The organism is Acinetobacter sp. ANC_7513 (assembly GCF_056779915.1).
The window spans coordinates 40,507-61,007 of record NZ_JBWYIW010000001.1; the positions used below are offsets into that span (position 1 = coordinate 40,507).

Consider the following 20,501-nt stretch of genomic DNA (forward strand, 5'->3'; position numbering starts at 1 on the left):
TCTTATAAATAAAATTTAATAAGCTTTTTGAATTAAAAAACCTACGTCAAATATGCTTTCGAATAGGGAAAATTTCAAGAAAAAAATAAAAAATATAACGAAAAAAATTGAGATTAATTCGAAATATAGATCTTCGCTGATGCTGTGGCATTATTTGTAGAATATGAACCAGCTGGTGCGTCAGTAAAACTGCCATCAGCGGCCACAATAATTTGGCGAGGAGGTGACTTTGGTTTAGATGGTGCAGTCACTTGAGCTGATAAATTCTGATTGTTATAGCTCGGTGAACTTAACTTAGAGGATGCTGAAGCTGCATAACTATTGGTTGGATTTGAGCCTACACCATTGGCGTATAAATTATTGTAACGACTGAGTACACGTCTGACATAGTCTTGAGTTTCACGAAAGGGCGGAATTCCACCATATTTAGCAACATTTCCTTCGCCAGCATTATAACCCGCTAATGCCAATTGCGTATTGCCATTAAAGCGTTTCAATAGCCAAGCCAAATATTTTGCACCAGCGAAAATATTTTGTTCAGGATCATATGCATTATTGACATTAAATCGTTGTGCAGTCGCAGGCATCAATTGCATAAGACCCTGAGCACCAACAGGGGAGCGTGCATGTATATTAAAACCAGACTCTGTGTGCATCACCGCTTTAATGAGTCCTTCAGAAATGCCGTGTCGTTGAGCTGCTTGGCGAATATAGCCATCAAAGGCATTTCGATTTTTACTATGGCTTGGGAGAACAGATGCTTCGTTGCTTCCCCAATTGCTGTAACTATGAATATTGCTATCTGGATAGTAGGTTTTCTTTTCAACTTTAAGATGGTTGTATTTGTTTTTGCGGTTGGTCAGTACGGTAGTGCCGTTTGAATCTTTCAGCTGATAGATTGTTTGACCTGCAGAAGCCTGTGGCGAGAATATTAGAAAATTCACACACCCAAATAACGCTATGACTTTTATTTTATTTGTAGTTTTCATCATTCGAACACTATTTTTGTCCCTAAATGATATGTGGGTGATTTTCTGCAATGGAGATGTCTCTCGACTATGTAATGTTTTTTAACAATTCGTTGTAAAAAAATCAAGTCTTAATTGTTGGCTTAATATCCAAAAAAATTATTTATTTTTATTTATAAACAACTGCTTGACACATATAAGTTATTGAATTTTAAGGATATAGAATAGTGGTTAAAAAATGATCAATCTAAGGGAAAGCACCATCTTATCTTGCCAAAACTTTGTCAACCCCTAAAAAGTCCACAATTTTATCCACAGGTTTTGTGGAAAACTGTGGAAAAGTCCAAAAGATAAGCAATTCGACTAAAAAATGAACCCAAGCGTCCATTTTAGATGTGTGAATAAGACAGTGTTATGAAAAAATAAAAATTAGATGTAAAAAACAGATTCTTTAGATGCGATTAAGCACTGAATCGGCTAAAATTGCGCAGTATTTTTTTTATGGTTAATGTCGTCTATGTACTCGCCAGTTGAATCCAACCAAGGATTTAATTTTAAGCCAGAGCCACCTACAAGTTCTGCATATTATCGTTTATTAAAAAAACTTCGTCGTCAAGTAGGTCATGCAATCCGTGACTACAAAATGATTGAGGATGGCGATAAGGTCATGGTATGTATTTCAGGTGGTAAAGATAGCTATACCATGCTGGACATTCTCCTGCAGTTTAAACGCATAGCACCAATCAATTTTGATGTTGTAGCTGTGAATCTTGATCAGAAACAACCAGGGTTCCCTGAGGATGTATTACCCCGTTATTTAGAAGAAAATAACATTCCGTACTACATCTTAGAAAAAGATACATATAGCATTACCAAAAAGCTTACACCTGAAGGTAAAACCTATTGTGCAGTGTGCTCACGCTTGCGCCGTGGTTCTTTATATGGTTTTGCTCAAGAAATTGGCGCGACCAAAGTTGCTTTAGGTCATCATCGTGATGATATTATGGCAACGTTCTTCTTGAACCTATTCCATGGCGGTAGTTTAAAGGCGATGCCACCAAAACTACTTTCATCGGATAAAAAGAATATTTTGATTCGTCCTTTGGCGTATGTTGAAGAGAAAGACATCATCAAATACGCTGAAATGCGCAAATTCCCAATTATTCCATGTAACTTGTGTGGTTCGCAGGAAAACTTACAGCGCGCAATCATCAATGATATGTTGCGTGAATGGGATAAAGCTCATCCAAAACGTTTACACAGCATTTTTGGCGCGTTACAGAATGTCTCGCCATCGCAATTGGCTGACCGAGATCTTTTCGATTTTGAAGCCTTAGATGGACAACGTGAAGTTGATTTTGATGTAACTTGTTCAACAGCCGAAGGGGACACACCAAATAAGCGTATTAGCATGGTCAATCTCGGTTTTGCTGCTGAGTAATTCGTCTTAATAAAAAAAGCACTTTTCGAAGTGCTTTTTTTATTTCTTAGATTTTTACATTTTAATGAAGGTGTTGAGTCGATTTACAAAATGATGTTTTTTGTCACTTTAGGTCGTAGTACCGATACAAAAAATCATTGACAAACTTGTGAAAAAATAAAGATTTGATGATATTTAGGCGATTAGTTTTATTTACAAAAAAAATCGAACGCAGAGTACAAAAAAACGTATCGCATTTGGAAAATATCATGCTATAACTCTCTCAAGCGTAAAGCTTCTACATGTTGTTATCTTGGATAGGTAACGCAATAAATTGAATAAATACATCGAGGAAAGAACATGCCTGCATTTTTAACTGATGATTGGTTTGCAAACGTTGAGAAACTTACAGCTGAAGCTGGTGATTTGAACTTACCACCATCATTAGCAAATCTAGCATTGAATCTTGTAGTAACAGGTAGCGAAGGAACGACTGAATTAGCGCTTGATAGCGGTAAGATCCAAAAAGGCGCTTCTGCGAATGCTAAAACAACTTTAAACTTAGATGCGGATACTTTACGCAAAGTATTCTTAGAGTTTGACATGGCTGCTGCTATGCAAGCATTTATGACTGGTAAAATCAAAGTTCAAGGCGATATGTCTCAATTGATGGCTTTACAAACAGCGAAGCCAAGCCAAGAACAAAAAGATTTGTTCAAAAAAGTTTTAGAGCAAACTACTTAAGACTTTTTAAACAAAAAAAAGCTTACCTTTAGGTAAGCTTTTTTTTGTTAAATACTCACCAAACTTGGTGTCGTTTTTATATGTTCTAAATAAGCACGAATACGAGTGACGTATTGGATCGCTTGCTTATAACGCGTATTGTGCGATTGATTACGGTAAAGAAAATCATATACCTGTATCCAATCATTCGGATTTTTTCCTTGGGCTTTTAGGCGCTTCATAATCGCATCTGTGGCACCTGGCCCCATATTGTAAGCCACGAGGGCATACCAATAACGATCATGTTTAGGAATATAATCATATTTCGACATCATCAGATCAAAATACTTCGCACCACCTGCAATACTTTGAGCAGGATCAACACGATCTGACACACCCATTGCTTTTGCTGTGTTGTTGGTGAGCATCATGATGCCACGCACACCTGTAGGAGACACAGAATTCGGTTTTAAGAACGACTCTTGGTAGCCTATCGCAGCGAGGAAGTGCCAATCTAAGTCGTATGTTTGGGCTGACTTTTTAAAGCTAGCTTTATAAATTGGCATACGTGTTTTCAGATTGCGCTGAATAGTATCCCAATCATCTTGTTTAACCACGTTGCGGTTGTAGAAAGATGCCATTTGACGGATAGCACCATTTTGCTTGCTTTGACAAACAAAACCGCTGGCAGTATCTGTTAAAGGATCAGCAGCATTTTTAAAAACCCAATTGATTTCTGGATTAAGCCCATTTTTGCGTAAGCTTTCAAGGTCACCACATGATGCGGAAAAACCTGAAAGATTCTTTTGCTCAATGGTCATGATCGATGCTGTGGTCACCGCGAAATGAGCTTTACCTTGCTGCACCATTTTCAAAGCGGCTTCATTACTTTGAACCGTTTTAAAATCGAGTTTTACATTTAAGTTTTGAGCGTAACTGCTCACCAAGTCATAGCCAAAGCCATGTTTGAAGTTACCGTCTTTAAAAACCACGGTGGGATTTGACACGGCCACCACTGTAAGCTTGTTCGAATTTACAATGGAGTTGTATTGGTTGTCGGTCTTTGTTGCATTTAATGCATGAAATGGGATAAATGCTGTAGCGAGGACCATCGCTTTAAACGAGAGAGAAGAAGTTAGTGAATTAAGGCAAAGCCTCGATCCAGTGTTTGAACTACTGCGCATGTTGTCTCCGCTACAAGTAATTTATGCCCAAAAAAAGCAAAAGCAGTACCGCCTTAAACTTTTATTTAAAGTTGATAAATTCAATTAGGGTGGGCGTCATGAACGTCATTCAAAATGACATGTGTGGGTGGATAAAATATTGAAGAAAAGATCTTCGTACAAAAAGTAATCAAGATAAAACATGGGCGCATATTAATGGTCAATTTTACTCATGTCAAATTTTGTACAAAAAAAAATAAAAAACATGGTTTTAAGATATTGATAAATAAAAAGAAAAAACTTTATAAAATTTTTCCATGTAGAAATGCGGTATAAAATGTTGCAATGTGTCGCTATAACGTAAGCAAAATACTCATTTTATCGCCTATGAAATCGAATTTAATTACCCGAAGTGGGCATGACAAATTGGTCGCAGAACTACAATACTTATGGCATGAGGAACGACCTGAAATCACCAAAAAAGTGAATTGGGCTGCCAGTTTAGGTGATCGTTCTGAAAACGCAGATTATCAATACAATAAACAAATTTTACGAAAAATAGACCGTCGTGTTCGTTACCTCGGTAAACGACTTGAAGAGTTGCGGATTATCGATTTTTCTCCTGAACAAGAGGGCAAAGTATATTTTGGCGCTTGGGTAGACATCGAGAACGAGGAAGGCCAACTAAAGACGATTCGGATTGTCGGTGTAGATGAAATTTATGATCATCATCCTCAACATATTTCAATAGATTCACCTATGGCACGTGCAATGTTAGGTAAGCAAGTAGATGATGAATTTGAGGTACATACACCCTTGGGAAAAAAAACATGGTTTATTAATTCAATTCGCTATGAAAAGCTCGAAAATTCATCAAAATAGTAATTTCTGATTTAAAAATAGGCAGGCGAGCAAAATTTCTTAGAAAAGTGTTTGCCAATTTTAAAAAATATTTATATGATAGCCGCCATTGGAAGCGTGGCAGAGCGGTTTAATGCACCGGTCTTGAAAACCGACGAGGGTGTGAGTCCTCCGTGAGTTCGAATCTCACCGCTTCCGCCAAATTTTTAAAAAGCCACTAATCATTAGTGGCTTTTTTTATTTTCTTCATATTCGTGCGATATTAAGACTGATATTTACTGTTTGATTTAATTTTTTGAGCATGGCATAAAAAACCACCCTAAGGTGGTTTCTCTACAGCGTTTAAGCCACTTTTTCTGGAAGATCGAACCAAATCACACGAGCATCTTCTGATGCTTCAATCTGCGCTGGATCAATAAAAGCAATAGCATCTCCAGCATTCACAGTGTGTTCAGCGACTTGAATTGAACCACTAATCACATGTAGATAGCTGACATGTTGTGTTGCAACAACTTCAAGTGAATGACCTTTCTCCAAAACAGCTGTTTTAACCTCCGCATTTTGGCGAATATGCATGGGTGCTTGTTCTGTCGGTCCACAAATCAGATGCCATTTGTTCGGTTGTTCAGCAGGATCGAGTTGAATTTGTTGGTAATTCGGCTCTGCATCGCGCTGATTTGGAATAATCCAGATTTGCAGTAAATGAACTGTTTCATCACCTTGGTTTATTTCACTGTGTTGAATGCCTGTACCTGCACTCATCAGTTGCCATTCACCAGCTTTGATATCACCGTGGTTACCCATACTATCTTTATGTGTAATCGCTCCCTGCAATACACAGGTGAGAATTTCCATATTGTCGTGTGGATGTGTACCGAAGCCTTGATGACCAGCTATGAGGTCATCATTAATGACACGGAGAGCACTGATGCCCATGTGGTTAGGGTCATACCAGCTCCCAAATGAGAAGCTGTGTTTGGATTCTAACCAACCCATTTTTACATGACCACGTGATTCACTGCGATGTAAATAAGCATTCATGATGATGCTCCTTTCATTATTCTTAAAGATGATGTTATTTTAATAGTTTAAAATGAATAAGATAGTAGGTTAGGACAACGTATCGTTCTAATTTTGAAACATAAAAAGGATAAAAAAGCCTGCTTGAAGCAGGCTTTTTAAAATTAGATTATTCTAAGAATTTTACTGTAACGCCAGAACGAACTTTGTTACCCAGATCATTCGCATCCCAGTTGGTTAAGCGGATACAACCGTGTGAAGCTGTCTTAGAAATACTTGATGGGTTAGGTGTGCCGTGAATACCGAACGATTTTTTGCTTAAACCGATCCAGATATTACCTACAGGACCATTAGGACCAGGTGGTAATGAAAGTGGCTTCAAATTTTTACCTTGTACAAAGTTACTTGGTGAATAGCTATACCAAGGGTTTTTCGCTACACCAGTAATTTTGTATGTTCCAGTCGGCGAAGGAGTGTCAGCACTACCGATGGTTGCTGGGAATGAGCCAACCATTTGGTTCTGTTGGTTAAACAAATAAAGTTGTTTAGCGCCTTTATGTGCCACGATTAAATGAATATTTTCTGGAAGTTCATTGCGAATGTTGGTCACAATAAGCTTTTCACCCGCTTTCTTAAATGTCGCTTTAGGATTTAGTTTCTTGAGAAACTCTTCATCCATATGGAATTTTTCAGCCAGCATTTCACTTACACGAGTGTAATAAAGACCTTTCATTTTCGCTTGTAAAGCATAGTCATGAGGAATTGAGGCTGCATAAGGACCTTTTAGGTCTGCTTCGGTAATAATATATTCAACATAAGCAGGTTTACCAGCTTGGCGTGCAACTAGAGCATCCCAAGTTTCTTTCGTCAAAACACCTGTAGCCTTTAAACCATTCATTTGCTGGAATGAAGCAATTGCTTTAAGTGTATTTTTTCCACTTGTACCGTCAATAGCACCTGGTGAAGCATGTGAATTATTTAACATTACATGTGCACGGGCATATACAGGGAATTGACCTTTGCCAATATTTTCATACCATTCAGCATTATTCAGACTGTCTAGCGTCCATGAATTTGCTGTAGCAGGTGCTGATGTAGATGGAGCTGAATTTGTCACTGCTGAAGATGCAGGTGCACTGCCAATGTCCGCAGTGCTATCCTCAGTTCTTTCTAGGTTTTGAAGCGTATCTGCAGCTTGATTTAGATCATTTTGCTCTTGCTGGCTAATTTGGGCTTCAGAGCTAGATTCTACCGCGAGAGGATCAATTGGATCTTGAATAGTATCTAAACTCGTTTTTGTAATTGGAGAAAGCGGTTGTTCAGCAGTACCAGAAGCAGCCAATGCAGTTCCAGACATAATACAACTTAAACTCAAAGCAAGAATTGAGCGAACGAACATGTAATTCAACCTTAAGAATTATTCATATTGATTTATAAAAACACGGATAAAGTATTGCAGAAAAAACACGGATATGCAGTATTTGTTTTGTTTAAATCAAATAAATTCCGATAGTCTCAATCTTTATTTTCATTCTAACTAAATACTTTAAAGTGCAGCTTTTTGGTATGATGAATGGAATTTCAATTTTGCATCGAGAAAGTAAATGACGACCTTAAAAAATGATCGTTTTCTGCGTGCCTTATTACGTGAACCTGTGGACTGCACGCCAGTTTGGATGATGCGTCAGGCTGGTCGATATTTACCTGAATATCGTGCGACACGCGCAACTGCGGGTGATTTTCTTTCTTTATGCAAAAATAATGACTTTGCTTGTGAAGTGACTTTACAGCCGCTTCGTCGCTATGACTTAGATGCAGCCATCCTATTTTCAGATATTTTGACTGTTCCTGATGCTTTGGGCTTAGGACTATATTTTGAAGCTGGGGAAGGACCAAAATTTAAGAAAACAGTCCGTACTGAGCAGGATGTAGCCCAATTACCAAAAATTGATGCTAAATCGGACTTAGACTATGTCATGAATGCAGTGTCGACAATCCGATCAGCATTAGGTGGCCAGGTACCGCTAATCGGGTTTTCTGGGAGTCCATGGACACTCGCGACGTATATGATCGAGGGTGGGTCGAGTAAAGATTTCCGTTACACCAAGCAAATGATGTATGCACAACCTGAAGTTTTACATGCCTTGTTAGATCATTTGGCTGATTCAGTCATAGATTATTTGAACGCACAGATTGAAGCAGGTGCGCAGGCGATTCAAATTTTTGACAGTTGGGGTGGTGCACTTGCACATCGAGAATATCAAGAATTTTCCCTCAATTATATGCACAAAATCGTGAAGGGTTTAAAGCGTGAAAATGAAGGCCGCAAAGTACCAGTAATTTTATTTACCAAAGGTGGTGGTCAATGGTTAGAACCTATGATCGCAACTGGCGCAGATGCGTTTGGACTAGATTGGACAACCCCTTTAAATGTTGCACGTCAAACTGTTGCTGGTCGCGCTGCCCTACAAGGTAATTTAGACCCTGCAACATTATATGGCTCTCCTGCGAGTATCGAAAAGTCAGTAAAATTAATGCTCGATGATGCATATGCTGCTGGTGAAAAAACGGGTTATGTTGCAAACCTTGGACACGGTATCACCCAATGGGTAGATCCTGCGAATCCTAAAGTTTTCATTGATACGGTACATGAGTACAGCGCAAAATATTTAGGCTAAACATTTAGGATGAATGTGTGAGCTTTTTAAAATCATTATTTGAGTTTCATTATAAGGCAGCATCCGCTGCCTTATTTGGTATTTTATTACTGCTAGCCTTTGCTTTGACGGCTTCGATAGGGCATCAAGAATATTATGGATTGTACCGATACGACTACCTCTTGATTTATGCAGTGGTTATTCAGGTCTGTTTACTGCTTTTAAAGTTAGAGTCTTGGGCTGAAGCCAAAGTTATTGCAATATTTCATATGTTGGCAATGGTCATGGAGATTTTCCTGACACATCCACAGATTGCATCATGGCAATATCCGCAACCTGCGGTATTTAAGATTATGACCGTACCACTTTTTGCGGGATTTATGTATTCTGCCGTAGGCAGTTTTTTTGCTCGTTCACTCAGGCTCTATCGCGTAGAAATTGAGAACTTACCTAGTTTTTTCAATATGATGAGTTTAGCGATCTTGTCCTATTTAAACTTTATGACGAAGTTCTTTATCCCAGATATACGATACTTATTGTTTGCATGGAGCGTGTTGATATTTTGGAAAACTAAAATAACGTTCAAGCTTAAATATCATGAGATGACCTTGCCAATGCTTCCTGTGCTTTTGTTGTTGGCATTTATTATTTGGATTGCTGAAAATATCAGTACTTTTTATCAAATTTGGTTGTATCCAACGCAAGTGGAACAGTGGCATATGGTGGGATGGGGGAAACTTGGTTCTTGGTATCTCCTACTAATGCTGAGTTTAGTATTGGTGTTAAAAATCTTAGGTGAACGGAATTCACAGGGTTTGTGGCGATTGAAGGGCGAATAAGTTAATTCATCAAAAAAACTCAATACTTGATGGCATTGGTAAGATTTGTTTTGCGTTCTTGGCTTGATATCGCTATGTTAAAGAAGTTCGTAAAAGAACAAAATTGGAACAATAAAGAACACTTGAGCACATCAAGTTTGGAGTGATGTTATGTATAAAAAATTAGCTTTAGCTGCGGTATTGGCAGTAGGATCAACAGCTGCATTTGCTGACCGTGATGTTGGTTGTGGTATCGGTTCACAAGTTTGGGCAGGTCAGTCTGGTAAAGTTGCAAAAATCTTAGCAGGTACGACCAACGGTTTATTTGCTAACCAATTATTCGGTATTACTTTCGGGACGTTAGGCTGTAGTGGTACAGGTACAGTAACAGCACAAGCAGTAACATTTACAAATGAAAATGCCGAAGCTCTTGCACGTGATATGGCGGTAGGTGAGGGGGAAAGTCTTAACGTCCTTGCAGAGCTTCTGAATATTAAATCTGAAGATAAAGCACGTTTCTTTGCAGTATCAAAAGAAAATTTCTCTGAAATTTATTCAGCGGACAATCAAGATGCATTCCAAGTCCTTGCATCTCTTCAAACTGTTATGTCTCAAGACGAAGTATTAAAAGCTTACGTTTAATTGCGAAAACCCTGTCTTATGGCAGGGTTTTTTTGTTTCATCATTATTAAGTTCATTTTATGAAATTTGCTTTTTTTTCTGCCTTGATTGTCAGTAGCTTTCTGACACATGCATATACTTCTCCAGTTGAACAATATATTGCACAAGCACAACACCATCAGCTTGATAAAAATAAAACTTGGCAAAGATTAATGTATGCACATCAAGCGAAGAGTGAAGTCAGCTATTCAGGATTTTTTTTTAGTGCAAATGGTGCAGATAATTTACAAGATGAGCTGAATGCAAATATTCGTGAATTATTTATAGATCGAGGACAAGATCAATCCATTATATGTCGTTTCCCAGCTCGCTCTGCATGGTTAATAGAACAACTGAAAATAAAACAAGAGGAGCTTCCTAAAGCAGATTGTCCTGCTCTAGAGGAATGGATTGGACAGATTAAACCGTATCAAGCAACATTGATTTATGCGACAGATTTCATGGGAAATCCAAGTTCGATGTTTGGTCATACCTTGCTACGTCTTGATCCTAAAGATCAAAAAGAGCTTAATCTTATTTCTTATGCAGTCAACTACGCTGCGACGGTCGAAAATAGTGATAGTTTTTCTTTTGCTTGGAAAGGCTTAACGGGTCAATATCCAGGTGAATATTCGTTAATGCCCTACTATCGAAAAGTAAAAGAGTATGGTGATTTCGAAAGCCGTGATTTGTGGGAATACGAATTAGCATTAAACCCAGAAGAAACCACACGTTTAGTACAACATATCTGGGAGTTAAAGCATGTCCAATTTCCCTATTATTTTATAAGTGATAATTGTGCCTACCGCTTATTGGGACTCATTGATTTGGTAAAACCCGATGCCAATCTACAAGCACAGTTTAGTCATATTGCAATTCCAGTCGAAACCATCAAAGCGGTGCAGCAGCAAGGCCTCATTAGAGATACTGTTTATCGCCCAGCACTTGAAACGCAGTTACTTCATCAAGCAAAACAACATGGTAATGACTTAGCACATTCGGCACATCAATTAACGCTGGTGCAACCAGCACAAATGCGTGAATTTTTAGCTCAATTTACGGCCAAGGATCAGGCGCGTATTCTTGAGATGGCATATGATCATTTGTATCTACAGCTCATTTCTCAAAAAATCGAAGCGAGTATTGCGCAACCTAAAATACGACAAATTTTGAGTTTAAGAAGCCAACTCCCTGTTGAAAAACAACGTACTGAAGTGGCAAGACCACGAATTGACCCTGTGGATGGGCATCATGCTCGAAAAACATCGATTGAATTTGGACGAGTGCAAGACGATACGTTTGTGCAGATCAACCATCGACAAGCCTATCACGATTTATCTGATCTTCAGGGGGGATACCGACTTGGAACGCAGTTGAAATTTCTTGAGGGGAGTCTTGAGTTTCGGAATGATCAACTCAAGTTGGCTGATTTGGATCTTTTAGAAGTGAATTCTTATAATCCAATTACGCCTTTTAAGACGCCGTTGAGTTGGGGATTTGGATTCGGTTGGAAACAACTCTCAATTGATGATTCTGGAAATGTCAGTGATAGCGAGCAACATGGTGTTTTGAATCTATCAACACAGTTTGGATATAGTTGGGCAGATGCAGATCGTGAACACCTGTGTTATGCGCAGATGCAGAATCATATTCAAGCTGGAAAAACTTTAGAAAAGGGCTGGAGATTGGGGCTAGGGCCAACTGTAGGTTGTCAAAACTTATGGTCAGATCGAGTGAATAGCTTAGTGCAAATTGAAATCCCTTTTTGGGAAGATCAGCAGGCTTGGCAGCTCGGACTACGATCCTCAGTTCAGTATGCACTTAACTCGCAAAGTGCTATCTCTATTCACTGGAATTATCAATTACAAGAACAGCATGATTGGCATCAAACTAGTTTAGGATTTACACGCTATTGGTAAATACACAGTACTAGGAAGTACTGTGTTGAAAGGAGAAGCTTGTTTTTAAACGATTACATTCACATAGTACTTTTTCACTTTCTCAACGACTTCAAATGTTCCAATGAATCCTGGTGGTATTACACCTGCTTGACCTGCAGAAACTTCGATAAAGTGATCTTTACTTTGAATGTGGATGCGAACTTTTCCTTCTATAATTTGAAAGAATTCTTGTTTATTGTCGGCAAATTGAATATTCCAAGCACCAACTTCACATTCCCAAATCCCACATTCCATATGCTCGTGTTCATAAAGACTGTAGGTGTGACGTTCGGGATTGCCTTGGACGAGACGATCAGGACGCGGGAAGTCGACTGATTTTTCTGCGTGTTGTTGACCTTGACCTGCAACATGAAGAGATGTCATATATTCACCTTAAGAAATTGAGCCTTGGAATACGGTCTAAAAAAAACCTCAACAGGGTTGAGGTTTTATGAATTAATAACTTTCTGGAACAGCGCTCAGAAACTCGCGACGTTCATCTTTGTTAGTTTTAAAGTCCCCAACAAATGATACTGTACGAGTAGTTGACTCTTGTTTGCCTACACCACGCATCATCATACACATATGTGCTGAATCAATGACAACAGCTACGCCTCTAGCACCAGTCACTTGAGCCACAGCTTCAGCAATCTGTTGAGTTAGATTTTCTTGAATCTGTAGACGACGGGCAAACATTTCAGTAATACGTGCAAATTTAGATAAACCTAAAACTTGACCTTCTGGTAAGTAGGCAATATGCACACGTCCATAGAACGGCAGTAAATGATGTTCACAAAGCGAATAGAATTCGATGTTCTTGACCAAAACCATTTCACGGTTGTCTGAAGGGAAGACCGCATTGTTGGTCACTTCTTCAAGCGTTTGGCTATAACCTGACGTCAAATACGAAAAAGCTTTAGCAGCACGCATTGGTGTATCTTTAAGACCAGGACGAGTAAGATCTTCGCCAACGGCAGTTAAAATGTTGGCGTAGGATTGCTGCATAGACATAAGACGTGTTCACTTACACAGATGTTGAACAAGGACGGCATTGTATCAGAAAACGATTACAATGCCGTATATTCAGAAAAAATTCCGATTATTGAGTAAATTTTGGATTCTTTTCTGCACGTTTAAGCAGAACTAAGACCGCGCCAGTGCCACCTTGTTTTTCAGGCGCACTGACAAAAGCCAAAACATCACGATGTTGTCTGAGCCAACTATTAACATAGGTTTTTAAAACAGCTTCAGGGCCTTTACCATGAACAATTTTAATGACGTTTTGATTTTGCTCTTTCGCCATCTGAATAATTTGCAATACAGCTGAACGTGCTTCTTCTACGGTACAGCCATGCAAATCAACTGCTTCAAACCAACGTAAATTTCCAGCTTTCAGATCTTCAAATACTTTATGTTGTAAGGTCGCAATTCGATAACTGAGACTAGCCTGACTGCCAACTGGATTGAGCATGGCTTGAGTATCAGACATCACAGTTTCATCAGTATGCATTGGACCTTCAGCAGCAGCACGTTTTGCTAAGGTTTGAGCATCCAATTTCTTTTTGGCTGGTTTCTCAATTTTTGCAATATTGCCATGATCAATTTTTTGAACACCTTGCATTTGCTGACGAAAGAGTTCTAAATCTTCCTCATGCTCTTGTTCAACCGTCTTTTCAATAGGTTTAGGAGCTTCAACACGAGGAGCAGGATTACTGATTTGTTTCTTAAACTGTTTCAGTAAATTAAATTGATCTTTTGATAAAGAAGAATCATGTTTACTCATAACGTGCTTGTGACTTTAAAGTGGAAGATGAATGAATGTGATTATAATCCGAAAATCCCTCAACTTTGTAGTGAGAAGTATTTAAGTTGATTTTAAGGTGTTGGATAAATTGGAGATAACTTAAGGGATAAAGCAAAAAAAAGAGATTGATTATTAATCTAATTTATTTTGAATTTGTTCTAGCTATTGTTGTTGGCATTAATGGAGGCAAGAATGGATTCGGAAATCCATTCTTATGAGATTGAATTATTTTTAGTCGAACAATTTACCGCAGAATATTAGAGTCAAATATTCTGAGGTTCGCCAAACAATGCGGTAAAGGCATGATCAGGACGAGGCTGTTTCATAAAACTTTCACCCACAAGGAAAGTGTGAATGTCATTTTCTTGCATCATGGTGACATCCGCTGAGGTTGCAATGCCGCTTTCCGTTACTAATAAACGAGATGGTGCAAGTTGTTTTTTTAGACGAATTGATGTGTTCAAATCAACATCGAAAGTTTTTAAATTACGATTATTAACGCCTAATAAACAACGATCTGATAATTTGAGAGCACGTTCTAGTTCATATTCATCATGCACTTCAACCAGTACATCTAAATGATGTTCAAATGCAGTTTTCGACATTTCCTCAAGTTGTTGATCTGAAAGACATGCAACAATGAGAAGGATACAGTCTGCATGCAATGCACGAGCTTCAATCACACCATAAGGATCGATTAAGAAATCTTTTCTTAGTGCAGGCAAATCACAGTGAGAGCGAGCAATATGAATGTTCTCATCGGCACCTTGGAAGAAATCAATATCTGTAAGTACTGATAAACAAGCTGCACCCGCTGATTGATACTGTTCAGCTATTTCAGCAGGATTGAAGTTTTCTCGAATAATGCCTTTAGAAGGAGATGCTTTTTTGATTTCAGCAATGACAGCAGGACGTTTGTGTTGTAGTGCTTGAGCAAAACCGCGAACAGGGCTAGCGGCTTGAGCGAGTTCTTCGACGTCCTTATAACTACGTTGTTTTAATCGTGCAGCAAACTCTTCTTGTTTACGGTCAACAATTTTGCCAAGAATAGTATTCGCGATATCTAACATAAGAATGTCCTGACTTAATTAAGCTTCATAATGTTTTATTGTTTTTGTGAATTCAGAAAGCACATCCATCTTTTCAAGTGCCTGACCACCATAAATGATGTCATGTGCTAATGCCACACCTTGTTTATAACTCGAAGTTAAACCTGAGACATAAATACCAGCACCAGCATTCAATGCAATCATACTGGCCGCTTTTTCACCTTTCGGTGATTTTTTCTTACCTAGTGCATCTTTGATCAGTGCCAAACTTTCAGCAGAGCTATCAACAGATAAATGCGTCAATGTTTGAGATTCAATCTCTACATCCTCAGGGAGGATTTCCCACTCAGTAATTTCACCATTTTTTAACTCAGCGACATAGGTGGATGAAGCAAGACTGATTTCATCTAGTCCATCTTTAGAGTGAACAACCATGACGTGCTCAGCACCAAGTTGCTTAAGAACTTCAGCAATAGGTCGACATAATTCTGTTGAGAACACGCCAATTACAAAGCGCTTTACACCAGCCGGATTCGTAAGCGGGCCAAGTAAGTTGAAAATGCTTCTGAAGCCCAATTCTTTACGAGGACCTGCTGCATACTTCATTGCTTTATGATGGTTTGGAGCAAAGAGAAAACCCACACCCAAATCGCGGATACAGCGTTCAGTCTGTGCCATATTTAGGTCGAGATTAATACCAGCTTGTTCTAATAGATCTGACGAGCCTGATTTTGATGACACACCTCGGCCACCGTGTTTGGCAATCGTTGCACCTGCAGCTGCAATCACAAAACTTGATGCAGTTGATACATTAAACAGGTTTTGTCCATCACCACCCGTGCCAACGATATCGACTAAGTATGGAAGATCACTGACATCAATCTTGATCGCATATTCACGCATCACACGTGCAGCAGCAGTAATTTCGTCAATACTTTCGCCTTTTAAACGCAAACCCATCATCAATGCACCGATTTGTGCATCAGTCGCTTCACCATCCATAATGGTGCGCATAACAGCTTCCATTTGAGGCTGTGTTAATTCAATATTTTTCGTAATGTTGTTTAATGCTTGTTGAATATTCATGTCTTGCTCTTACGCATAAATTTCTAAGAAGTTTTGGAAAATTTTGTGGCCATGTTGGCTGAGTATCGATTCTGGATGGAACTGAACACCTTCAACGGGAAGGGTTTTATGTTTCACACCCATAATTTCCTCCATAGAACCATCTTCTTCATTAGTCCAACACGTCACCTCTAAACATTCAGGTAAAGTCGCTTGATCAATGACTAAAGAATGATAGCGAGTCGCTGAGAATGGAGAGGGTAGATTGCTAAAGATCCCTTGATCAGAGTGGTACATGTCAGATAAACGCCCGTGCATGACTTTTTTTGCACGAACAATATCTCCACCAAATGCTTGCCCGATACTTTGGTGACCTAAGCACACCCCAAGCAGTGGAATCTTGCCTGAAAAGTGTTGAATCGCTGGGATTGAAATACCTGCCTCAGAGGGAGAGCAGGGACCAGGTCCAATGACGAGATATTTTGGTTGCCATCGCTCAATATCCTCCAAAGTCACGGCATCATTACGGACCACTTTTACTTCCTGATTTAACTCGCCAAAATATTGGACGATGTTGTAGGTAAAAGAGTCATAGTTGTCGATCATCAGAAGCATTTTAAGCTTAACCTCTTGAAATTTATAATTTAACTTAATTTAGCTTTGTTATTCACATTGATAAGATGCATCACAGGGTGTTGACTGCATCCTTGTCTAGTAACTCAAAGCGATTAAGTGGCAGTTATCATAGCAGATTCTTTTATCAGCGCAGGTTAAATTTTGGGGTTCAAAACATCAGCAATATTGATCACTTAAATCAAATTAATGTGTGAATGAATGGTTCTAGGTGAATAGCGGTAATAAATGAAATATTGATCTGAATCTAAAAGCTCATACGTGTTATTCATAAGTTTTTTTAATCATTGTGTTTGATGAGTGAGATTTGTGTTAAAAACAAACAAACAAAATGCACTCAGTAAATTTATAATTTATAAGATTTAGTCTCGCGGTCGTTCACTTTTACATCATTTATCTAAGATATTTAATTTTACTGAACTAATATGATGCACAAAATTTAGATTTATCATGGCTCGATGTGTATTAATAAAGTTATGATTGAGTTGGATTATTTGTCTTCCAAATAAAAATAAAATATTAAAATTTTTTATTTAATGATATATAAAACAATGTGTTAAACGCATGTGTCTGAAAATTTGATCCATTTTTCTAATTTATAAAAATTTATAAAATATATCGTTTGGTAAATTAGGTAATTAAATCCCTGAATAAACTTGACTTTAAGTTTAATAATTAAACGATCATGCTCTGAGATGCACCATTTTGATACAGGTTGTAAATAAATATTTTTTATTGCGATGAACTGTGCCTGAATATGGTGCATTTAGTTTTAAGCACAGTATAATAGTCGCAAAGCAAAGTGAATAAAGCTGTTAATCTGATAAGGATTTCAAGATTTTAGCTTTGCTTTTAAAAGTTGGTACGGTAATTGCTTTAAAACTACCAACTACTAACACGCACTAAATGTGCAACAAAAAATCATCGGAGCAAAATGAGCATGGCGAACAAGGTCCTACAACTCATCCAAGAAAGTGGCGCAAAATGGGTAGACTTCCGTTTTACGGACACTAAGGGTAAAGAACAACATGTTACTTACCCAGCAGATACTATCGATGAAGATACTTTTGAAGATGGTAAAATGTTCGACGGTTCTTCAATTGCTGGTTGGAAAGGTATCGAAGCGTCTGACATGATCTTACGTCCAGATGCTGAAACAGGTTTTATCGACCCGTTTTTTGCAGAGCCAACTGTAGTGGTGACTTGTGATGTTATTGAGCCATCTACTGGTCAAGGTTATGACCGTGACCCACGTTCAATTGCTCGCCGTGCAGAAGAATATTTAAAATCTACTGGTATTGGTGATACTGCTTTCTTTGGTCCAGAACCAGAATTCTTCGTATTTGACGAAGTTAAATGGGACATCGATATGTCTGGTGCTCGCCATACATTAATCGCTGAAGAAGCTGCTTGGTCTACAGGTAATTCTTACGAATCAGGTAACTCAGGCCACCGTCCACGCGTTAAAGGTGGTTACTTCCCAGTGCCTCCAGTTGATTCTCACCACGATATGCGTGCAGAAATGTGTGCGAAAATTGAAGACATCATGGGGCCAGGTCGTGTAGAAGTACATCACCATGAAGTTGCATCTTGCCAATTAGAAATTGGTGTGAGCTTCAACACAATGGTTCGTAAAGCTGATGAAGTACAACAGTTTAAATATGCTGTTTGGAACGTTGCTCATCAATATGCTAAAACTGCAACGTTTATGCCTAAACCAATGGTTGGTGATAACGGTTCTGGTATGCACGTTCATATGTCAATTTCTAAAGACGGCAAGAACTTGTTTGCTGGTGATGAATATGCAGGCCTTTCAGAAATGGCATTGTATTTCATTGGCGGTATCATCAAGCACGCACGCTCATTAAATGCGATTACTAACCCTTCTACAAACTCGTATAAGCGTTTAGTGCCACATTATGAAGCGCCAATTATGCTTGCTTACTCAGCGCGTAACCGTTCAGCTTCTATCCGTATTCCATACGTTTCTAGCCCGAAAGGTAAACGTATTGAAGCACGTTTCCCAGATCCAATGATGAACCCGTACTTAGGTTTTGCTGCATTGTTAATGGCGGGTATCGACGGTATTCAAAACAAGATTCATCCAGGTGAAGCTTCAGACAAGAATTTGTATGATCTACCTCCTGAAGAAGAAGCAAAAATTCCTACAGTTGCACACAGCTTGGATATGGCTTTAGAAGCTCTTCAAGCGGATCACGATTACCTTCTTAAAGGTGGCGTATTCACTAAAGAAATGCTTGATGCTTACATTGAGCTTAAAACTGAAGAAGTTCGTCGTCTTAATACGACAACTCACCCAGTTGAATTTGATATGTACTACAGCCTGTAATTCGTTCACGAATTTCGCTGTAAAAAACCCGCGCAATGCGCGGGTTTTTTTGTGTTTTGAGTTAAAATAAATGTAGTCAAATATGAGAAATATTTCATGGCAAAGCCACGTAAAAAGCACACGGGATTTTTTCCTTGGAATGATCCAAGTGACCACGAAAAAGGATTTAAGCTCAATTTTTCTGAAGTGACCTATTTGGAAGTTGGCAGAACCATGGAAGGCTATAAACAGGCACAATTTCTTGAACTGAGAAATCCTGATTTGGCTTTACAATTTGATTATCCAAATGAATTTTATATCAGTGCCGAAGGTTTTATTTTAGTAAAAACAGCACAAGGTAAATTTGAAGTGATTGCAAAATCAGACAATGCTTGAATGTGTTAGTCTGCGCCTAAAAAATAAGATTTATTCCTTGTGATCATCCAAGTCATATTTGAGTAAGTTTTCACGCTCATAAGGTGCATCCTCAGCAGGATATCTTAAACTTTCAATATTTTGGCTTTTGGCGATAGACCATATAACACTCTCCCCAGCGGGGATATTAGGGCTGAAATTCTGATATAGCGGATCAACATAAGCATCTGTTGCATTGATTATTGTCCACCCTTTGCTTTCTAAGGCTAAAATAATCTCGCCTAGAAACTGTCCATTAATCGCATTCGTGTGGAGTAACAATACATGCTGAGGAGAGCGTTGAAGGGTTTGCAATGCGAGTGAATCATAATATTCAGCTCGATCAAGAGGATGATCAATATAAGCACGCTTCAATCTTTTAATGTGTGACGTTTTTCCTGCTTTTGGATACGCTAGATATTTTTGATTATAAAACCAGTCACTTGCATCAATACTGACACCACCATGCTGGTAATGATTTTGTTTTAACCAGTTTTGGACTTGATCTCTTTTCGCAATATTATTACCTTCTTTTAGATAGGGATATCTAAAAATTTTCCTAAAGTTTTGTAAATCATGAAAAACCAATTCATTAATTTTAATGCTTTTGATGTAGTCTTTCGCCAAAACTTCAGGTTTATTTAAATTTTCGTGAAAAGCACTGTGATTGCCAACAATGTGTCCGTGTTTATCCCATTGACGTATTAAGTCTTTACCCGCATTGTCACCGATTTTGATGTAATTTGGGAAAATGATAGATTGAATATTTTTGTTTTTTAAATGCGCTAGTATTTGTTGATTAATGTGTGGAGCAGTAGGATCAATAGTTGCATTTAATCCATCATCAAAACTCAGTGCTAATTGACGAGCATGAGCTTGGGAAAGAAATAACAGTGATATAAATAAGTACAAGCTAAATTTAAGCATGTTTAATGAAGTTGTTTACGAATTAATGTTTATAGCATTTTTTTTGGGGG

Annotated in this window: 20 protein-coding genes and 1 tRNA gene; 10 read left to right on the forward strand and 11 right to left on the reverse strand. The window is 38.4% G+C overall.

What is annotated here, in order from left to right:
• Positions 1-113: 113 nt before the first annotated feature.
• On the reverse strand, positions 114-971 hold the full coding sequence (locus AC1M9B_RS00180) for a lytic transglycosylase domain-containing protein (protein WP_481595671.1): 858 nt from the start codon (positions 969-971) through the stop codon (positions 114-116).
• A gap of 514 nt (positions 972-1,485) precedes the next feature.
• Between AC1M9B_RS00180 and ttcA the strand changes: the two genes are divergently transcribed.
• The gene (gene ttcA / locus AC1M9B_RS00185; RefSeq protein WP_035266955.1) at positions 1,486-2,409 is read left to right on the forward strand and encodes a tRNA 2-thiocytidine(32) synthetase TtcA; all 924 of its coding nucleotides are present in this window, start codon (positions 1,486-1,488) and stop codon (positions 2,407-2,409) included.
• Between the two features lie 339 nt (positions 2,410-2,748).
• Positions 2,749-3,132 carry an SCP2 sterol-binding domain-containing protein gene (locus AC1M9B_RS00190; protein ID WP_092765941.1) on the forward strand — a complete coding sequence of 128 codons (384 nt, stop codon included), beginning with the start codon at positions 2,749-2,751 and terminating at the stop codon, positions 3,130-3,132.
• A gap of 47 nt (positions 3,133-3,179) precedes the next feature.
• Here AC1M9B_RS00190 and AC1M9B_RS00195 read toward each other — a convergent pair whose 3' ends face one another.
• On the reverse strand, positions 3,180-4,295 hold the full coding sequence (locus AC1M9B_RS00195) for a transglycosylase SLT domain-containing protein (RefSeq protein WP_481607122.1): 1,116 nt from the start codon (positions 4,293-4,295) through the stop codon (positions 3,180-3,182).
• A 366-nt stretch (positions 4,296-4,661) separates the two neighbouring features.
• On the opposite strand from AC1M9B_RS00195, the gene greB reads away from it, so the two are divergent.
• The gene (gene greB / locus AC1M9B_RS00200; RefSeq protein ID WP_180028138.1) at positions 4,662-5,156 is read left to right on the forward strand and encodes a transcription elongation factor GreB; all 495 of its coding nucleotides are present in this window, start codon (positions 4,662-4,664) and stop codon (positions 5,154-5,156) included.
• 90 nt (positions 5,157-5,246) lie between these two features.
• Positions 5,247-5,336: transfer RNA gene (locus AC1M9B_RS00205), tRNA-Ser, on the forward strand.
• Positions 5,337-5,477: 141 nt separating this feature from the next.
• Here the strand turns inward: AC1M9B_RS00205 and AC1M9B_RS00210 are convergent.
• Together AC1M9B_RS00210 and AC1M9B_RS00215 are read right to left on the reverse strand one after the other, a co-directional pair.
• Positions 5,478-6,176, reverse strand: coding sequence for a pirin family protein (locus tag AC1M9B_RS00210; RefSeq protein WP_481607121.1), 699 nt, complete (start codon positions 6,174-6,176; stop codon positions 5,478-5,480).
• 148 nt (positions 6,177-6,324) lie between these two features.
• Positions 6,325-7,554, reverse strand: a complete 1,230-nt coding sequence (locus tag AC1M9B_RS00215; protein ID WP_481608275.1) for a L,D-transpeptidase family protein — start codon at positions 7,552-7,554, stop codon at positions 6,325-6,327.
• Between the two features lie 205 nt (positions 7,555-7,759).
• Between AC1M9B_RS00215 and hemE the strand changes: the two genes are divergently transcribed.
• The 4 genes from hemE to AC1M9B_RS00235 all read left to right on the forward strand — a co-directional run bounded on the left by hemE (position 7,760) and on the right by AC1M9B_RS00235 (position 12,209).
• Positions 7,760-8,833 carry a uroporphyrinogen decarboxylase gene (gene hemE / locus AC1M9B_RS00220; RefSeq protein WP_092765946.1) on the forward strand — a complete coding sequence of 358 codons (1,074 nt, stop codon included), beginning with the start codon at positions 7,760-7,762 and terminating at the stop codon, positions 8,831-8,833.
• A gap of 17 nt (positions 8,834-8,850) precedes the next feature.
• The gene (locus tag AC1M9B_RS00225; RefSeq protein ID WP_180028684.1) at positions 8,851-9,651 is read left to right on the forward strand and encodes a DUF817 family protein; all 801 of its coding nucleotides are present in this window, start codon (positions 8,851-8,853) and stop codon (positions 9,649-9,651) included.
• A gap of 150 nt (positions 9,652-9,801) precedes the next feature.
• Positions 9,802-10,272 carry a DUF3015 family protein gene (locus tag AC1M9B_RS00230; RefSeq protein ID WP_035266978.1) on the forward strand — a complete coding sequence of 157 codons (471 nt, stop codon included), beginning with the start codon at positions 9,802-9,804 and terminating at the stop codon, positions 10,270-10,272.
• Positions 10,273-10,331: 59 nt separating this feature from the next.
• Positions 10,332-12,209 carry an Lnb N-terminal periplasmic domain-containing protein gene (locus AC1M9B_RS00235; RefSeq protein ID WP_481608276.1) on the forward strand — a complete coding sequence of 626 codons (1,878 nt, stop codon included), beginning with the start codon at positions 10,332-10,334 and terminating at the stop codon, positions 12,207-12,209.
• Positions 12,210-12,254: 45 nt separating this feature from the next.
• Here the strand turns inward: AC1M9B_RS00235 and AC1M9B_RS00240 are convergent, their stop codons facing one another.
• The 6 genes from AC1M9B_RS00240 to AC1M9B_RS00265 form a co-directional block, all read right to left on the reverse strand.
• Positions 12,255-12,614, reverse strand: coding sequence for a cupin domain-containing protein (locus AC1M9B_RS00240; protein WP_481608277.1), 360 nt, complete (start codon positions 12,612-12,614; stop codon positions 12,255-12,257).
• 72 nt (positions 12,615-12,686) lie between these two features.
• Positions 12,687-13,235, reverse strand: a complete 549-nt coding sequence (folE, locus tag AC1M9B_RS00245; protein WP_171076769.1) for a GTP cyclohydrolase I FolE — start codon at positions 13,233-13,235, stop codon at positions 12,687-12,689.
• 94 nt (positions 13,236-13,329) lie between these two features.
• Positions 13,330-14,013 carry a Smr/MutS family protein gene (locus tag AC1M9B_RS00250; RefSeq protein ID WP_481596743.1) on the reverse strand — a complete coding sequence of 228 codons (684 nt, stop codon included), beginning with the start codon at positions 14,011-14,013 and terminating at the stop codon, positions 13,330-13,332.
• Positions 14,014-14,297: 284 nt separating this feature from the next.
• Entirely contained in the window at positions 14,298-15,104 is an 807-nt protein-coding gene (gene trpC / locus AC1M9B_RS00255) for an indole-3-glycerol phosphate synthase TrpC (RefSeq protein ID WP_481586573.1), read from the reverse strand.
• Between the two features lie 18 nt (positions 15,105-15,122).
• A complete protein-coding gene (gene trpD, locus AC1M9B_RS00260; RefSeq protein WP_035266991.1) occupies positions 15,123-16,169 on the reverse strand; it encodes an anthranilate phosphoribosyltransferase in 1,047 nt (348 codons plus the stop codon).
• Positions 16,170-16,178: 9 nt separating this feature from the next.
• The gene (locus AC1M9B_RS00265; RefSeq protein WP_092765952.1) at positions 16,179-16,763 is read right to left on the reverse strand and encodes an anthranilate synthase component II; all 585 of its coding nucleotides are present in this window, start codon (positions 16,761-16,763) and stop codon (positions 16,179-16,181) included.
• 952 nt (positions 16,764-17,715) lie between these two features.
• Here AC1M9B_RS00265 and glnA point away from each other — a divergent pair.
• A complete protein-coding gene (gene glnA, locus AC1M9B_RS00270; RefSeq protein ID WP_171076768.1) occupies positions 17,716-19,131 on the forward strand; it encodes a type I glutamate--ammonia ligase in 1,416 nt (471 codons plus the stop codon).
• Positions 19,132-19,227: 96 nt separating this feature from the next.
• Positions 19,228-19,506, forward strand: coding sequence for a hypothetical protein (locus tag AC1M9B_RS00275; protein ID WP_481595635.1), 279 nt, complete (start codon positions 19,228-19,230; stop codon positions 19,504-19,506).
• Positions 19,507-19,536: 30 nt separating this feature from the next.
• On the opposite strand, the gene AC1M9B_RS00280 is transcribed toward AC1M9B_RS00275, so the two are convergent.
• Positions 19,537-20,451, reverse strand: a complete 915-nt coding sequence (locus AC1M9B_RS00280; protein WP_481608278.1) for a polysaccharide deacetylase family protein — start codon at positions 20,449-20,451, stop codon at positions 19,537-19,539.
• Between the last annotated feature and the right edge of the window lie 50 nt (positions 20,452-20,501).

What these genes read in the sequence shown, in the direction of transcription:
- ttcA (WP_035266955.1), top strand. Translation starts at nt 1,486, where the DNA reads ATGTACTCGCCAGTTGAATCCAACCAAGGATTTAATTTTAAGCCAGAG.
- AC1M9B_RS00190 (WP_092765941.1), top strand. Translation starts at nt 2,749, where the DNA reads ATGCCTGCATTTTTAACTGATGATTGGTTTGCAAACGTTGAGAAACTT.
- AC1M9B_RS00195 (WP_481607122.1), bottom strand. Translation starts at nt 4,295, where the DNA reads ATGCGCAGTAGTTCAAACACTGGATCGAGGCTTTGCCTTAATTCACTA.
- greB (WP_180028138.1), top strand. Translation starts at nt 4,662, where the DNA reads ATGAAATCGAATTTAATTACCCGAAGTGGGCATGACAAATTGGTCGCA.
- AC1M9B_RS00210 (WP_481607121.1), bottom strand. Translation starts at nt 6,176, where the DNA reads ATGAATGCTTATTTACATCGCAGTGAATCACGTGGTCATGTAAAAATG.
- AC1M9B_RS00215 (WP_481608275.1), bottom strand. Translation starts at nt 7,554, where the DNA reads ATGTTCGTTCGCTCAATTCTTGCTTTGAGTTTAAGTTGTATTATGTCT.
- hemE (WP_092765946.1), top strand. Translation starts at nt 7,760, where the DNA reads ATGACGACCTTAAAAAATGATCGTTTTCTGCGTGCCTTATTACGTGAA.
- AC1M9B_RS00230 (WP_035266978.1), top strand. Translation starts at nt 9,802, where the DNA reads ATGTATAAAAAATTAGCTTTAGCTGCGGTATTGGCAGTAGGATCAACA.
- AC1M9B_RS00235 (WP_481608276.1), top strand. Translation starts at nt 10,332, where the DNA reads ATGAAATTTGCTTTTTTTTCTGCCTTGATTGTCAGTAGCTTTCTGACA.
- AC1M9B_RS00240 (WP_481608277.1), bottom strand. Translation starts at nt 12,614, where the DNA reads ATGACATCTCTTCATGTTGCAGGTCAAGGTCAACAACACGCAGAAAAA.
- folE (WP_171076769.1), bottom strand. Translation starts at nt 13,235, where the DNA reads ATGCAGCAATCCTACGCCAACATTTTAACTGCCGTTGGCGAAGATCTT.
- AC1M9B_RS00250 (WP_481596743.1), bottom strand. Translation starts at nt 14,013, where the DNA reads ATGAGTAAACATGATTCTTCTTTATCAAAAGATCAATTTAATTTACTG.
- trpC (WP_481586573.1), bottom strand. Translation starts at nt 15,104, where the DNA reads ATGTTAGATATCGCGAATACTATTCTTGGCAAAATTGTTGACCGTAAA.
- trpD (WP_035266991.1), bottom strand. Translation starts at nt 16,169, where the DNA reads ATGAATATTCAACAAGCATTAAACAACATTACGAAAAATATTGAATTA.
- AC1M9B_RS00265 (WP_092765952.1), bottom strand. Translation starts at nt 16,763, where the DNA reads ATGCTTCTGATGATCGACAACTATGACTCTTTTACCTACAACATCGTC.
- glnA (WP_171076768.1), top strand. Translation starts at nt 17,716, where the DNA reads ATGAGCATGGCGAACAAGGTCCTACAACTCATCCAAGAAAGTGGCGCA.
- AC1M9B_RS00275 (WP_481595635.1), top strand. Translation starts at nt 19,228, where the DNA reads ATGGCAAAGCCACGTAAAAAGCACACGGGATTTTTTCCTTGGAATGAT.
- AC1M9B_RS00280 (WP_481608278.1), bottom strand. Translation starts at nt 20,451, where the DNA reads ATGCTTAAATTTAGCTTGTACTTATTTATATCACTGTTATTTCTTTCC.